Below are 15,807 nucleotides of genomic sequence, written 5' to 3' on the forward strand. Positions count from 1 at the left end.
AAATAATTTTTAATTTGTATCGTACTCTTGATTCCCTTTGAATAATTGACTAATTTTATCCAAAACAGCGTTAACAAATTTATAATCATTTTCTTTTTCTTCTAAAGTATAAAGTTTAGTTAATTCTACAAATTCATTTATTACGATTTTTTTATCTAAATATAAAAGTTCAAAAACTCCAAAAATTAATATTGACCTAATTATTGGTTTTGTATTTATTCAAGTTGCTTCTTTTCGTGCTAAAAATTTAATAATAAAACTTTTTAAAAAATTGTACCTTTTGCTAATAAAATTTATTGTTTTATATTCTTGTTTAGATAAATTAAATTTATTATTTACATCTTTTAAATTTACAATTAAATTTTGTAATTCATATTGATACAAAATGGAAATAATAAATCTTCTATATTCAGTTCTTGTTTTATTTTTAATTTTATTTTTTTTAACTTCCATAAATTAAAAATTATTCCTCTAAAACACCTAAATCAACATTATGAAATACTTCTTGAATATCATCATCTGATTCAAATTTTTCAACATGTTCTAAAATTTTTTCAGTTTTTTCTTTTTCTAAGTGAATATATTGATTAGGAATATAAGTAACTTCAGCTGTTTTATATTCTAAGTTAAATTCATTATCTAATGCTTTTTTAAGTTTTAAAAAATTGCTAGGCTCACAATAAATTTCATAAACCTCGTCATTAGCTTCGAAATTAGAAGCTCCATTTTCAAGAGCGAATAACATTAAACTTTCTTCATCAATTAATTTTTTATCAATTTCTAATAATCCTAATTGATCAAAAACATAAGGAATAGTTCCTTGCTTTCCTAATGTACCATTCGCCTTTTTAAATAATGATTGAATGTTTGAAGTTGTTCTATTAATATTATCAGTTAGCCCTATAACTAAAAAAGTTACTCCTCCTGTGATTGTTCCAGAGTAAATTAATTCTTTAAATGATGAACCTTCTTTAGAATTTCCTGTAGCTTTTGAAATTGCTTTATCAATGTTAGCTTTTGGCATAGATTTGGCTTTCGCTTTTGCTATTGCAAGTCTTAAAGTTGAATTAGACTCAGGATCTGGCCCTCCTTTTGCAGCTGCAACCATTATTTCCTTGGAGAATTTTGCAAAAATTTTACCCCTTATTGCATCTTGCGCCCCTTTTCTATGCTTTATATTCGCTCATTTAGAATGTCCTGCCATTTTAACCCCTTTATAATAAAATATTGTTAAAAATTATACTAAAAAATGCAAAATTTTATGTTTAAATAACTAATTTATGATAGAAAAAATAATAAAAACGATAAAAAAAATTTTTTAATTATTTTTAGAACAATTTTAAATAAAAAATATCATAATTTAATTATAATAAAAAAAAATAAATAAAATTTATTTAGGAGACTATATGTATCAATATAAAGCAATTTTAAAATCTTCAAAAAAAGTTATTGCTGAAGGACATAACTTAGAAGATGTAGAAAAAGAAATAATTAGATTTATTCGTGAACAAAAAAAAGGTCTTCACACTGAAGGAAATATTCCAATTGAAATTTATCACATTGAAAGAGATAAGAAAAAAGGAAATTATCATTCAAAAGAAAAATTAATTAAAGTTTATTAAATTATTATTTAAGCTATGTATAATACATAGCTATTTTTTTAAAATAAATGTATAATTTTTATTATGATTAAATTAGGTTCACATGTTTCATTTAAAAAACCCAAATATCTTTATGGAGCTATTGAAGAATCATTAAAAAATAATGCAAATTGTGCAATGATTTATTTAGGAGCGCCCCAAACAACTAAAAGAGCTAATGTTGATCAATTTATGTTGTTTGAATATTTAAGGGATTTTAAAGATAAAATAAAGCAAAAAGATATAGTTGTTCACGCTCCATATATAGTTAATCCTGCTAATCCTGAAAAAGCTGATTTTGCTAAAAAGTTTTTAATTGAAGAAATAGAAAGGATGAATTATTTAGGTTTAAAGTATTTAGTGCTTCACCCAGGCGCTTTTACAAGTTTTGAAAGAAAAATAGCAGTTGATCAATTAATTAGTTCGATAAATGAAATTTTAGAAAAAACTGAAAATGTTGAAATTATTATTGAAACAATGTCTGGAAAAGGAACAGAAATTGGCACTAATTTTGACGAATTAATTTACATTATGGAAAATATTAAAAGTGACAGAAAAGGTATTTGTCTTGATACTTGCCATATTTGAGATGCTGGTTATGATTTACACAAATATGATGAATTTGTCGAATTACTAAAAAATAAAGAAATTTTAAAATATTTAAAAGTTATTCATTTGAATGATTCCAAAAATGATTTAGCTTCTCATAAGGATCGTCACGCAAACATTGGCGAAGGTTTTATAAAAAAAGAAATTTTAAAAAAAATAGTGCATGATCCTATATTTGAAAATATTCCTATTATTTTAGAAACTCCTTGAAAAGATAATAAACCAATTTATGATGAAGAAATAGCTTATTTGTTAGATAAAAAAAATAAAAATAATAAAAAAAATTCTTAATTCCATTTATAAGTGCAACACATTTAAAATTTTTAAAAATTAATAAAATTTTAAATGAGGATAGCACTTTTTTTATACAAAAAAACCTCTCAAAAAAGGAGGGTATAATTAATAATAATTACACTAATATCTAGTTATATTAAAAAAATACAATATTTTAAAAAGTAAAAAAATAATAATTGAATAGATGTTACAAAAGTAAACAATAAGGTAAATTGCGAAAATTTTAGAGGTTAATGTTTCAATTGTTAACAGAGGTGTCAAAAAAATCCACATAATATATATAGTTATCTAGCCAATTATGCTAATTTCAAAACTAAAAAAGGAAATATAACAAATATTTTTTTAAATTAAACCTACTTTTAATTGAATTAAAATAATACTAATGTTAAAATACATAGTTTTCAAGCGTTTTTAAACTAAATAAAAAAACTAAATAATTAATAAAAAAATAAAAAATTAAATTAAATATATAGAAAAATGTTTTTTTAAATAATAAACAAATTTAAAAATTAGAAGACAATATCAATTAATATACCTAAAAAAATATTTTCATTATTTAAAAAAATGCAAAATAAAAACGCAAGCACAGATATGTTGCACTTGAGATTTTATTTTCAAAATTCGGTTATAATTAGTACAATTAAAAGTTTTTTTATTATAAAGTTATGTTAAAATTCGGATTTTATTCATTGCTATAGTCTTTTTGCATTTTTTCTAAAAATTCAACTTTTTGTTCAAGAGTTAAATTACTTAAATTGCTTGCATCAACATTGATTTTATATTTTTTATCGTATGCAAAAAATATTATATCTGATAGTGGTATCATATCCGGTTGAACTCTCACCATAAAATCAAAATCAAATAATTGAATATTCATTTTATTATTGTTTTCATTTATCGTTCTATAAAAACGAATTGTTTTTATTTTGGGACCCAATTTTTGTCCTCATTCATCATAAAAAATTAAAATGTTAAATTTTTCGAAAAATTTATCAATATCTAAATTTTTGAATTTTTCTTTTGAATAATGATTTTCATCAAAATATTTTATAAATTCATTTTTATCTTTAACAGTGAAAAAATTATTATTTCAAATTTTATCTAAAAATTCTTGCTTAAATTTATAGTTTTCATTATCACGGAGTTTTTTATTTCCAAAAGTAAATGTGTCTCAAATGAATAAATCCAATTGTCTTTTTTATAATAATTCTTAAATAAAGAATCTAGATTTTTTGTTGCTTTTTCATATCTTTTAGTATTTTTATGAAATCATTTTTCATCTTCATTCAATTCATTAAAATCCACACTCTTCCCTTTTTTTCAACTTCAATATTTTTTTTCTTTATTTTTATTTTCATTGGTTTTTTGATAACTACATGAAATAAATGATAATAATGGTATTGAAGTTAAAACTAAACACATAGTTTTTAATATTTTTTAATTTTTAACATAAGTCACCTCTAAAATATCATCAATTAAATTTGTTGTATTATTACCATATTTTTTAACACTTATTCTATATTTTTCAGATTCGTTAACATTAAAATCAATAACTTCAACATTACTATTAATTACAGTTATATTTTTAACAACTTTTCACTCATTTCTATTTCATTTTTCTAAAGCCAAATCATAATCAGTGAAAAATTTATTATTTTGCCTTTCATTATTAACTTTAATATTTAATTTTTCTCATTTAAATGAAATGCTTATCATTTTTTAATTTTTTCTTTTAAATCTTTATCATTTTCTTTTGAAAATCAATTAGATGGATTTATTCATTATCAAGAATTCTATTAGAATAATTAGCAATTTTAAAATTGAATTTGTTTTTTTAAAAAAAATTTGGTTTTCAATTTTTTTTCGCTAAATTCATCATCCAATGTCTCAACTACAATAGAATTAAATGATAATTTTTAGTTAGTTTTTTTAATATGAAAAATTAAATCACTTTTTTAATGTATTTTTATTTTCTACTTAATAATTAAGCAAAAGCTTAATTTGATAAGTATTATTTATTTTTTCTATAATTGAATTTTTATAATTTGATTCATTAACTAAAATTTCTTTTTTTCTAACAATTATTTTAGATAAATTTTCATCTTTTTTTGTATCTTTTTTTTATATAGTTTGTATTATTTTGAAGAAATGATAGTGTGTAACACTCAAACCGAACGATAAACAAAAAGTTTAGTAAATTTATTTTTGAATTTTGATTTCATATTTAAATTTTACTAGATTTAAAAAAACAATTAATATAAATTAATGATGAAAAATTGAAAAAATGTAAAAAAAGCACAAACAAAAATGTGTTGTACTTAAATCTTTATTTTAAAAAATATTAAAAATAATTTATTTTTATTTTAAATTTAATTCTTTATCAGTTTTTATTTTTAATCCTGAGCCGACGTAAGAAAAAATTTCAGGACTTTGGTTAATATATTCCCCATTAATAATTTTAATAACAGATTCAACTGTTTCATTTAATGGTACATAAACTCCAGGTGATTTAGTAAACTCTTGAGTTGTAAAGAAATTCTGACTAAAAAAGTTTTCAAGTTGTAAAGCTTTTTTAACAATAATTTTATTTTCTTCATCCAGTTCATTAAATCCTAAAATTAAAATAACATCTTCTAAATCTTTATAAGTTTTTAAAATCTTTTTAGCTTCTAGAATAGCGTTAAAATGTTTTTGGCCTATTATATTTACATCAACAGAATTAGAAAAACTTTCAAGCGGATCAAATGCAGGGAAAATATTTTTAGCACTTTGTTCACGAGAGAGCACTAATTTAGAATCTAAATAGTTAAAAATTCCAACTGCTGAAGGATCTGAAAGATCGTCCATTGGTAAAAAAACAGTTTGAAATGAAGTTATAGAACCATTTTTATTTTTAAATAATCTCTCTTGAATATTAGCGATATCACTATCTAGAGTAGCTTGATAACCACCGATTGAAGGTTTAATCCCTAATGATGCACTTACTTCATTTTTAGCTTGAATAAATCTATAAATATTATCTATAAATAATAAAACATTTTTTTTCTCATAATCTCTTAAATATTCAGCTGCTGTTATACCAATTGGGACAATTGACATTCTAGAACCTGCTGATTCATTCATCCTTGAAATATACATCACTGAATTTTTCATTAAGTTTGAATTTTCTAATTCATTAAAAAGCTCTATAGCTTCACGTGATCTTTCTCCTGATCCTATAAAAACATTATAGCTTTGATTTTGTGTATATTTTTTATTAATATTAAAAATAATTTCTTTCATTAAAACAGTTTTACCAACTCCAGCTCCTCCAAAAATTCCTAGTTTATAGCCAGAAATAATAGGAATGAAAAAGTCAATTGCTTTAATTCCAGTTTCAATTATTTGGGGTTTTTCATCAACAATTCTTTCTTTGTTAATTGTTGAATTCATTTCTACATATTTTAAATTACTATTACGATTAGGAAGTAATGGTTTACCAGAAAAATTGTAAATATTATTTGCAGAACTAGAGCCAACAGGCACTAAAAATGCTTTTTTAGTATTTGTTACTACATCTGACATTTGAATATTTTTAATTTGACTAATTATAGTTGCTTTAACAATATTTTTATTAATTATTCTTTCAACTGTTAAAAAAGTTTGATTTTCATGCATTGTTAAAACTGAATTAATTTTTGGTAATTCATTTTCAGAAAAATAAACTTCTACAACATCATTTTCAAATCTAATTATTTTTCCACTCATTAGCGATCTCCTGTGAGTTTTAATATTTTATTTCATTCATCATTGGTAAAGTTAACAAATTGATTATTTAGTTCAATTTCTCAGTTTAAATTAAGTTGATCACTATATTGCTTTAATGCATAAGCAAAAAAATCACGAGTTAGTTTTTCATCATAATTTTGACCTTCAATAATTTTTTTAAAACTACTTTTAGCCATTTCATTATGATCAATTAAAACATTAATAAATTTCATTGCTCTTTCATGATCTTTAACATTTTTAAATGTTTGTCATAAAACTAATTTTAAACTTAATAAAATAAGTCGATTAGAATATAATGAAAAACCTCTTTGATTGAAAATTTTTTCAATCATTCTTCCTTTAGCCAATAGATCTGATGTTTCTTTATTTAATTCATAGTCTAATGTTGCTAATTTTAAATTCTTTTTATAGGAATAATATATTTTTCCAATTTCACCTGCTATTTTTTTAATAACATAATTTTGAACACTACCTCCAGTTCTTGAAACTGAATATTCAATATCAATAGCTGGTAAATTATTAGAATTAAATAAATCACTGTTTGTAACAATTTGTCCATCTGTAATCGAAATAACATTTGAAGCTATTAAAGAAGTAATATCGCCATCTACAGTTTTTAAAATTGGAAGCGCTGTTATGGATTTACGATTTAAAAATAATCCAGCTCTTTCTAATAAAGAAGAATGAGAGAAAAATACATCACTAGGCATTGCTTCTTTTCCAACAGGTTTATCTGTTAATAATGCTATTTCTCTTATAATATTAGCGTGCTTAGTTAAATCATCAAATACAATTAATACATCATGAAAATGAGAGAGATTTTCTGCATGAGCCATACCAACATAAATTGATAAATATTGTTCATAAGCACTAATGGCTGGAGCATCTAAAATTATAGTATTAGCAAGAGCATTATTATCTTGTAAAATATGATAAATTCTTGATAAATCTTCTTTTTTTTGTCCAATAGCTACATAAATACACTTAGTTCCATTTTTAGCAGAATTAATTATTGCATTAAGTGCAATATGTGTTTTTCCAGTTTGTCTATCTCCAATAATTAATTCTCTTTGTCCTTTACCAATTGGTATTAATAAATCAATAGCAATAATCCCTGTATACAATTGTTCTTTTAAAATTTGTGTTTGCATTAAAGGAGAATTTTGCACAAAAATTTTGCTTTTTTGATTATAAAAATTTTCACTAATATTTTGATTTTTTGGAAAAACTTCTTGGTTGAAAATATTTATAATTTTTCCAAAAAAATCTTTAGATGTCATTATATAATCATTGCTATTAATTTCGATTAATTCATCACCGATTTCAATGTTTTGTAAATATTTTTTATCAGCTAATAAATAAGCTTTATTACGATTTGCACTAATAAGCATCATTTTAATATTTGTTTTATTAGAAATTGTAAAATTTTGTCTTTGCTTAAAATTGTAATTTCCAGTTACTTCAACAATATAATCAAAAATAGCACTTACAACTAATTTTTTTGCTTCCATCTTAAAAAATTCCTCCTATAAATTTTAAAATTATTAAAATTATTCCTAATATTGTTATGGATATTGAAGAAAAGATAAAAATAATATTTTGTTTATTTATTATTTTTTTACTATTATATTTTATTAATGATATTGCACTTAAAAAAAGTCCTATAATTGTAAAAAGAATTCCAAAAATAAAAATAAAATATTTTTCATTAGTTTTATCAATTTTTGTACTTTCTAAAGCATTAGTATAAAGTTCTAAAAATTCATTATTTAAATTTTTCAAATCTTCTTCATTAAGTTTTGAAGTTTCAATATTTGAAAGGTTTAATAATTTAGAAACTATTTTAAAATCTTTATTTATTTTCTCTAAATTATTCATATATTTTTCATATCATTTATTAGTATTAAAGGAATTAGAAATAACATGCTTTTTTTGTATCGCAATATTTTTATTTAAATTATTGAAAAGCTTATTTATTAAATTAACATCAAATTTTTGGTTAATTTCAAATAATTTTTCTAATTTTTCATTTAATTTATTTTCATTTTCTTTTTCAAGTAATTTTTTATAAAACATTACATCATTTTCAAAACCAAAAGTTAAAAGGTTAAAGAAATTAAGTCCATTTTCTTTTTCAAATTTAAACGCTTTAAGACTATTTATATAAAATTCTTTTCAGTCACTTTCAAATTTCCTTATTTCATTTTCAGAAATAATGTTTTGCTTTAAAAATTGTTTTTCATAATTAGCAAAAAAGAGTTTTTTAACTTCGGCAAATCTTTCAGTTGATGTTTCATTTTTATCATTTTCATAATAAAAATTATTAGCTGAATTTATAATCAAATTAAACAATTGATTTTTTAATGAGCCAGAAAAAATTTTTGAAAAATCCATTTCTTTTCCAATTTCTAACTTATCATAAATGTCTAAATAAATATTTTCTATAACATCAATGCTTTTTTTGAAAATAGTCTGATAATTAGTTGAAACATTAGTTTTATTAATTTTCCCTTTATATTTTCTATTTTTTAATGGATCACTAATATCTTTAATTTCAATTGTTAAATCTAGCAAATTACCATCACTAGATATTTCGTTTATTTCTGTAACTTCATATTTATACTTAGTTAGAATAGGATTATCAAAAAAGAAAAAATTTTCCGATTTATTTTCACCATTATATGAATTAAAACTATTTTTTAATTCTACAAATGATTTAGATAAATGTTCAGGATTAACAAAAGGAGTTAAAATTCTTAAACGTTCAACGTTTGTTAATATTTCTGTATCAATCACATCAGCTTTTAAACTAGGGTTGGTTTGTAAAATTTCTTCAAATTCTGGTGCAAGTTCACCTTTGTCTTCCGTTTCTTCTTTTTTCTCTTCTTCTTTTTCTTGTTCTTCATTTTCATCAATGAAATTTTGCTTTATATCAAATTCAATAAATCTTCTTTGATATTTGCTAGCGATATATTCGTTAAAATTATTTATTTCTGATTCTTGAAAAAAATTCGGAACAACAGTTGAAATTTCTTTACCATCATCCTGTTTTAATGTTTGGAACTTTAAGATTTCTTCTTCTTTTATAATTAAAATATCATCTTTATTGAAAACAATTTCAAAAAATTCTTGTATTAATTTATTACCATATCTTGTTAAAATAGTTTTAAATTCTTCATTTTTAATATTATTTTTTTTATCTACTTCAACATTAGTTTGTGAATCATTATTTTTGAAAAAGGGATTATAATCATAATTTTTATCATTATTTGATAATGAAATAACTTTTTTATATTCATTATCATTAAATTTAATATCTGAAAAATTATAATTATCTTTTTCAAAAATATTGTTGAAAAAAATTGTATTAAAACCATATTCAGACGGATTAGAAGCAATATTTTCTTTATTAGCTTTTAAAAAAAGTAAAAGATTTTCATAATAAAAAAGATTTGAAAAACGAACATTAAAATCAATTTTTTCTGTGTTATTTGTTTCTTCTAATTTTAATTTTTCAATTCTTTCAATAGCCCCATCAATTGCTTTTAAAAACATTTGTTTAATTTCATTTTTATAATCAAGTTCACCAACATCAACACTCAAACTTATAAATGGAATAATAGCAGGAATAACAGAAAGTGATGCAAATTTTACTAGATTTTTTTTAATCTTTTTAAACATATTTATTTCATCCTTTCTATTTTTAAATAGTTAGAAACTTCATATAAATAAATTTGTGACTTAATATTTTCCATTTTTATTAAATTATCAATTGAATTTTCTAATTTATTTAATAATAATAAATAATTTAATTCTTTTTTAAGGGTTTTAATTAAATCTTTTTTATTTGTATAATTGTTTACTTCACTATAGTTGTTTTTGATACTTGAATTAAAAATAATAACTTCATTGTTTTCATTTATTAAATCACATTTTTCTAAAAAAATGTAATTTTTCTTATTCAATTTGCTATCAACTATATTTATGAAAATATAATCAAAACTAGCAAGAGATGTATTATTTAAATTAAATCATTTTAATTCTTCATTGTTATACAAAAATAATTCTGAATTTCAAAAAACTTTTTTTTCATTATTTGCAAAATAAATAATTATTTTAGATAAAATATTTTTTTTGTTATTCATAATCGTTTTTTCCTTTTTCATAAAGGCTTAATTTATTATTGTTTTTGGTAATCATTAAAATTTCTTCTAATTCTTTTTCTCTTTTAATTTTGATAATTTGCCTTTTAATTAAAAAAAGTTTTTGTTCTAATTCTTTAATAATTTTATTGTATTTAACTAAGTTGTTTTTTGCATCATAAAATTTTGATTCAATAATAAGTGAATTAATAGAATTCTTTATATAAGTGTCGATTGAGTTCTTTATAAAAGTATTAACATTAGGATAAATACTATAGTCACTTATTTTTTTATTTATCGTTCTTATATCTTCGATTTTAAATTGTGTTATGTCAAAATCTTCTAAAGGTAAAATTGTAAAATAACCAGAATGATTTTTATTTGAATTTAAAATAAAATTAACTTTTGAATAATTATTTTTTAAATATAAATATTTAATAGTAGTTGTTAAAAAAACAGATAAATTTTTATCAGATGTTTCGAAAATTTTAAGTATATTTAAATTATTTTTTTCTAAAAATAATTTTGCTTCATTGTTTAAAGCGATAAAATCAATATTTTTTGTTTTTATATTTTCTAGAATAATTTTTTCATATCTAGAATATGAATCAACATTATATTTTTGCTTTTCTTTCAAATATATTCAAAGTTCACGTTGTTTATTCATTTTTTTATTTCAAAAAAACAAATTATTTTTTCTTCTTTTAACAAATTCATTGTCAATATTGTATAAGTCAGAAATTTTTTGAATTGATTCTTTATTAAAAAAAGCATTTCTCGCAAAAAAACTTAATTGATTATTTAATTTTAATATTGTAATAAGTAAAATATTTTTTTCGCTATTAGCTTTTTTAAAAATTTTTTCTAAATTTTCTTGCTTTTTAATAATTTTTTTTATGTGCATTATAGGCTTGCCTTATTTATTAATTTATAATTAAAAATTAATTTAAAAGTATTTGAAAATGGAGAAAAAATCAAAATCATATTAGGAAAAATTTCTATTTTAAATTTTTGATTTATTAAAATAATTATTTCTTTATTTAAATTGCTATAAAAAATTGAATTTGTTGTTAGTTGCTGAGGAGTTTTAAAATTTATAAAATCTTTCGTTGCATTAGGAACTGAACTTATAGCAGGAACTAATAATTCATTTGTTAGTTTATCTAATGTAAATATGATATTAAATTTATCAAATGAAATACTAAATTTTTTTTCAATTGCCATTTCATATTGGGATTTAAATTTTTTATAAACTTCACTTTCAAAACCAATATCAGATTTGAATAAAACAGTAGAAATAAAACGATTATAAGAAATAAAATCAGAATCTTTTTTTGCCTCTTCAAAATCTTTATTTAATGAATAAGTATTAAGTTCAATTTCATTCTTTTTTTTAGAATTAAAAAATTTTATTTTCATTTTTTACACCATTTTTTTACTTTCTGTTTTTATATTTTTTTTATTTTTAAAAATTTTTATTTTAATGATTAAAAGTTCAATTGAAATTGCAATTAAATAAATAATTCATAATAAAATAATACTAATAATCATGATTTCGCTAAAGCTAAAATATTCGCTTATCGTTTCTAAAATAAAGTTATTGCTTTCATTAATAATAATGAAATTTAAATTCTCAATAGCAATAATCAATAAAATATTTATCAAAAAAATATTAGTAATAAATATCGGGATATTAGAATTAAATTTATCTTTTCAAAAATAAATGAAAATTAATATTAATGAAAAAAAACTACTTAATAAATAAATAAAATTAAACCTATTTATCTCGCTATTATTTAAAATCAATATTATAAAAGTTATAGTTCATAATGTTATTTGAAATACAATGTATAAGATTGTTTTACTTAAAAAAGTATTTATGATTTTTTTAAAATAAATTTTTATAAAGATAAATAAAAAAATTAATAATAAAGCTAAAAATAGATAAATAAAAATATTTAAAAAATTAAAATTATCATTTGCTTCATAAATTGAATTATTATTTTTTGTTTTTATTAAATTAATAATAAAGTTAAAAAAGAAAGCAAAAATTATTGTGGTTAAAACTATTGTTATATTTTTAAAATATTTTTTAGGTAATTGTTTAGTAATAGTTAAATATATTTTATCTATATTGATAAATATAGAAATCATTGTTAAAAGAAGAGAAAAAACAAAAATTAAAAAGTTATTAAAAAAATTGTTTGTATAAAAAAGTCGACTAATAAAAACATAAATTTTATTATTAACAAATATTTCCTTTGCTATATTTTCTGAATTTAAATCGTTATTTTTAATAAAAATAAAAATTAAAATAAAGTAAAATAAAAATAAAATTAATTCACTTGCAACACTAATTATAACCATTCATTTTTTTACAGCTGATAAAGGATTTATTTTTAAATTTAAATATCAAGAATAAAATTTAAAAATTGAATTGTATAAAATATATAGAAATAAAAGGATATTAGTATAAAGTGTTTTGTTTAAAGAATTAATAGTAATTTCAGATTTTTCAAAATCTTTTGGATTATATAAAACAAAAATTAAAATAAAACTTGTAAAAGTAAAAAATATATAGCCCAAAAACCAAATTTTATATTTTTTTATTGTTTCTTTATAATTGTTTAAATTAAGAAAATTTTTAATAAAGGAAGAATAAAAAATAAATAATAAAACCGTTGTTTTTAATAAAATAATTAAGTTAATTAACTGATTTTTATAAATACTAAAATCAAATAATACATTTTTAAATTCTAAATTAATAAAAATAGCTTTATCAGAAAAAGAAAAAATAAAGAAAGTACCTAAAAATAAAAATATTATTAATAAATATTTAAAAAATAAATAATAAAAATTTTTATTATTTATTAATTTAAAAAATAAATTATTTTGTTTAAAATGTATATTCGACATTTTTATTGTTTATCTTTCTTTTCATTGTTAAATTTAAATTTATCATCAATTTTATCTAAACCGTTAGGGAATAAATTTGTTTTAAAATCAGAGTTTTTATAAAGTTCTTTCAAAGCTTCACGATAAGAGGATTTTTGGTCTTTTCCTCCTCCATAAATAAGATCATATTGAGGAAGATTATATGTTCCAAATAAACCATCATAATTATAACCGTTTGATCTAAAAGCTGTAGCTAATCCTGTTTTCGCTGTTTGATTTGCACTTGTATGATAAATTCCCACTAATTCATTATTTTGATTTCTAACAGATGATCCTGATGCTCCTCCAAATGGCGAATATTGTCTAATCACATAATTAAGTCCAGATGCTAAATAAGAATTACCATCATTGTGTTCATATAAAAAATTCCTATTTTTAGGAACAGAAATAAATAAATCGCTAATTCCTGGTTTATCGATAAAAGATCTATAACCAATATTATATGATAAATTATTGTTAGAATTTTTCTTTTTATTTTCAGCATCTTTACTTAAACTATTTTCATCTTCTTGACTTTGCTCATATAATCTATAATCCGCATTAGTTCATAATGAATAGCTTGCTTTTTCTTTTTCTAATTGTGCTGAATCTTTATACTGATCTAAAAAGTAATCTTCATCAGCTCTTGGATATCCAACTACAAATAAATTATCATGATTTTCATTATAATTTTGATTTTGCTCATTTGTATAAATTTTATCTTGAATTTGACTATAATCTTCTAAATAAGTTTTTGCTAAAAATTTAATGTGTTTATCTTTATTATTATAATAATCATTAGTAACTAATTTGGCTAATTCATAAAAATCTTTAGCGAATTTTCCTTCTCCTACTTCATTAGTATTTAATTTACTAAAATCGATTTCGATAACAGCAAATTCAGCTGATTCTTGAATTTCACTCTGCACTGTAATATTATCAGTATTTACATCAATAGAACTACTAAAATTATTAATTTTCATTTTTAATTCATCAATATCGTTTGTAATATTTGCAATATTTCAATTTTTTAATGAATTATCAATATTTTCTATTTTTTCTCTTATTAATTTTTGTTTTTTATCTTCATTATTTTCTATATTTTGAGAAGATAAATAATTATTTAAATTAGATATAATCAAATTTAAAACTTTTTTATATTTTAAAATATTTAAAATTTTAGTTTTTTGTTCAGTTTCTAAATATTCACCATAATTAGCATTTAAATAATCTTTTGCTTCATAAACAACTTTTACTGCTTTTTCATTTGTTGTGCTATTTTTAATTTCAAATCCTTTACGATAAAACGAATCATCTTGCTCGACAATTTTATATTTAGTAAATAAATTAGCCCTTTCTGGTTTAAGTCATCTTAAAAAAATTGAAGATGTACTTTCATTGAATTTTTTAGCTACGTGTAAATTAGTTGCAAAATATCATTTAGTAGGGTATTTTGAACTATCTTTAGGAATTTCATAATCTAAAATTCACATTGTTCCAGTTTCTTGAGATGAAGTATTTGGATCATTTGTATCTTTATTTGAAATAGTAATACTTAAAGTTTGAAGTGCTGCTGTTTTATATTCTTCTGAAACAAGCATTCTTGCTAGTCCTGAAAGTTTATGATTATCCCTATTTCTTGCATCTACTCAGGAAGGACCTACAACTATTCCGCTTCCCTCTTTAATTTTTAATCCTTTAAAATTCCCTGCATCATCATAATTAGGAACGCTAAAACCTTTTAGATATAAATCATCTCAGTTATCAATATTTAATTTATCTGCTTTTTGATTAAATTCTTCTTTTTTAGCATCAGTAATTGTTGTATTTTTCCTAATCTCTTTAAGATCAACTTGGCCATTAGCTGTTAATTGATTTTTTAAAACGTTTAAATATTTAGGTGAACTTAATTTATATCTATCTTTTAAAGAAGCATCTTTTCATTTTTTTAATTCTTCTGAATTTAAACTTACAGAATCGGTTATATTTGATTGGATAACCCCACTACTTCCCGCATTTATAAAATTCTTTTTAAAGTCGCTAACTTCTAATTGTTTGTTTACATTAGAATTTTTATCTCTATAAACAATTGTTAATTTTCCAGTTAAATTGGAAATAGAATTACCATTTGCATCTTGATCATAAATAATATTAACTATTTGTATTGATTCTGAACTAGCTTTAACATTAGCGACTTTTATATCTCCTGCATATAATTCAGCTTTATCTACAACTTGTCCAAAATCATTTGTAAATGAAAAATTTATTTTTTCAGTAATTGGATTTGGATTAATGTTTATTGGATTAGGGTTAGGCAAACTTGGTTCAGGATTAGTTTGATTATTTGAACATGCAATAATGCTAAAAGGCGTTATTGTTAATAAATTTGTAAGTAAAAGTAATTTTTTTTTCATTTTATC

The 15,807-nt window shown here is 20.7% G+C and carries 14 protein-coding genes; 2 read left to right on the plus strand and 12 right to left on the minus strand.

From position 1 onward, the window contains the following. Positions 1–9: 9 nt before the first annotated feature. Positions 10–453 carry a transcription antitermination factor NusB gene (locus tag T403_RS0100730; RefSeq protein ID WP_051619023.1) on the minus strand — a complete coding sequence of 148 codons (444 nt, stop codon included), beginning with the start codon at positions 451–453 and terminating at the stop codon, positions 10–12. A gap of 10 nt (positions 454–463) precedes the next feature. Continuing rightward, positions 464–1,204 carry a YebC/PmpR family DNA-binding transcriptional regulator gene (locus tag T403_RS0100735; protein WP_033160908.1) on the minus strand — a complete coding sequence of 247 codons (741 nt, stop codon included), beginning with the start codon at positions 1,202–1,204 and terminating at the stop codon, positions 464–466. Between the two features lie 202 nt (positions 1,205–1,406). On the opposite strand from T403_RS0100735, the gene T403_RS0100740 reads away from it, so the two are divergent. Both T403_RS0100740 and T403_RS0100745 read left to right on the plus strand, forming a co-directional pair. Beyond that, positions 1,407–1,622, plus strand: coding sequence for an MAG6790 family protein (locus tag T403_RS0100740; RefSeq protein WP_033160909.1), 216 nt, complete (start codon positions 1,407–1,409; stop codon positions 1,620–1,622). A gap of 63 nt (positions 1,623–1,685) precedes the next feature. After that, on the plus strand, positions 1,686–2,540 hold the full coding sequence (locus T403_RS0100745) for a deoxyribonuclease IV (protein WP_033160910.1): 855 nt from the start codon (positions 1,686–1,688) through the stop codon (positions 2,538–2,540). A gap of 685 nt (positions 2,541–3,225) precedes the next feature. Here the strand turns inward: T403_RS0100745 and T403_RS0100750 are convergent. The 10 genes from T403_RS0100750 to mip all read right to left on the minus strand — a co-directional run bounded on the left by T403_RS0100750 (position 3,226) and on the right by mip (position 15,801). After that, on the minus strand, positions 3,226–3,732 hold the full coding sequence (locus T403_RS0100750; RefSeq protein ID WP_033160911.1) for a hypothetical protein: 507 nt from the start codon (positions 3,730–3,732) through the stop codon (positions 3,226–3,228). Positions 3,733–3,980: 248 nt separating this feature from the next. Continuing rightward, positions 3,981–4,259, minus strand: coding sequence for a hypothetical protein (locus T403_RS0100760; RefSeq protein WP_033160913.1), 279 nt, complete (start codon positions 4,257–4,259; stop codon positions 3,981–3,983). A 642-nt stretch (positions 4,260–4,901) separates the two neighbouring features. Beyond that, positions 4,902–6,290, minus strand: coding sequence for an MSC_0618 family F1-like ATPase beta subunit (locus T403_RS0100765; RefSeq protein WP_033160914.1), 1,389 nt, complete (start codon positions 6,288–6,290; stop codon positions 4,902–4,904). After that, positions 6,290–7,822 (minus strand): MSC_0619 family F1-like ATPase alpha subunit, encoded by a 1,533-nt coding sequence (locus T403_RS0100770; protein ID WP_033160915.1) that lies wholly within the window; start codon positions 7,820–7,822, stop codon positions 6,290–6,292. The genes T403_RS0100765 and T403_RS0100770 overlap by 1 nt, the downstream gene beginning before the upstream one ends. Position 7,823: 1 nt before the next feature. Continuing rightward, a complete protein-coding gene (locus tag T403_RS0100775) occupies positions 7,824–9,992 on the minus strand; it encodes an MSC_0620 family F1-like ATPase-associated subunit (protein WP_033160916.1) in 2,169 nt (722 codons plus the stop codon). A gap of 2 nt (positions 9,993–9,994) precedes the next feature. Then, on the minus strand, positions 9,995–10,456 hold the full coding sequence (locus T403_RS0100780; protein ID WP_033160917.1) for an MSC_0621 family F1-like ATPase epsilon subunit: 462 nt from the start codon (positions 10,454–10,456) through the stop codon (positions 9,995–9,997). After that, a complete protein-coding gene (locus tag T403_RS0100785; RefSeq protein WP_033160918.1) occupies positions 10,449–11,357 on the minus strand; it encodes an MSC_0622 family F1-like ATPase gamma subunit in 909 nt (302 codons plus the stop codon). Before T403_RS0100785 ends, T403_RS0100780 begins: the two co-directional genes overlap by 8 nt. Further along, positions 11,357–11,872 (minus strand): MSC_0623 family F1-like ATPase-associated protein, encoded by a 516-nt coding sequence (locus tag T403_RS0100790; protein ID WP_033160919.1) that lies wholly within the window; start codon positions 11,870–11,872, stop codon positions 11,357–11,359. The genes T403_RS0100785 and T403_RS0100790 overlap by 1 nt, the downstream gene beginning before the upstream one ends. Positions 11,873–11,875: 3 nt before the next feature. Then, positions 11,876–13,369, minus strand: a complete 1,494-nt coding sequence (locus T403_RS0100795; protein WP_033160920.1) for an MSC_0624 family F1-like ATPase-associated membrane protein — start codon at positions 13,367–13,369, stop codon at positions 11,876–11,878. 2 nt (positions 13,370–13,371) lie between these two features. Further along, positions 13,372–15,801, minus strand: coding sequence for an Ig-specific serine endopeptidase MIP (gene mip / locus T403_RS04130; RefSeq protein ID WP_036429421.1), 2,430 nt, complete (start codon positions 15,799–15,801; stop codon positions 13,372–13,374). Positions 15,802–15,807 lie beyond the last annotated feature (6 nt).

This window comes from Mycoplasma collis ATCC 35278, assembly GCF_000701825.1.
Taxonomy (GTDB): Bacteria; Bacillota_I; Bacilli_A; order Mycoplasmatales; family Metamycoplasmataceae; genus Mesomycoplasma_A; species Mesomycoplasma_A collis.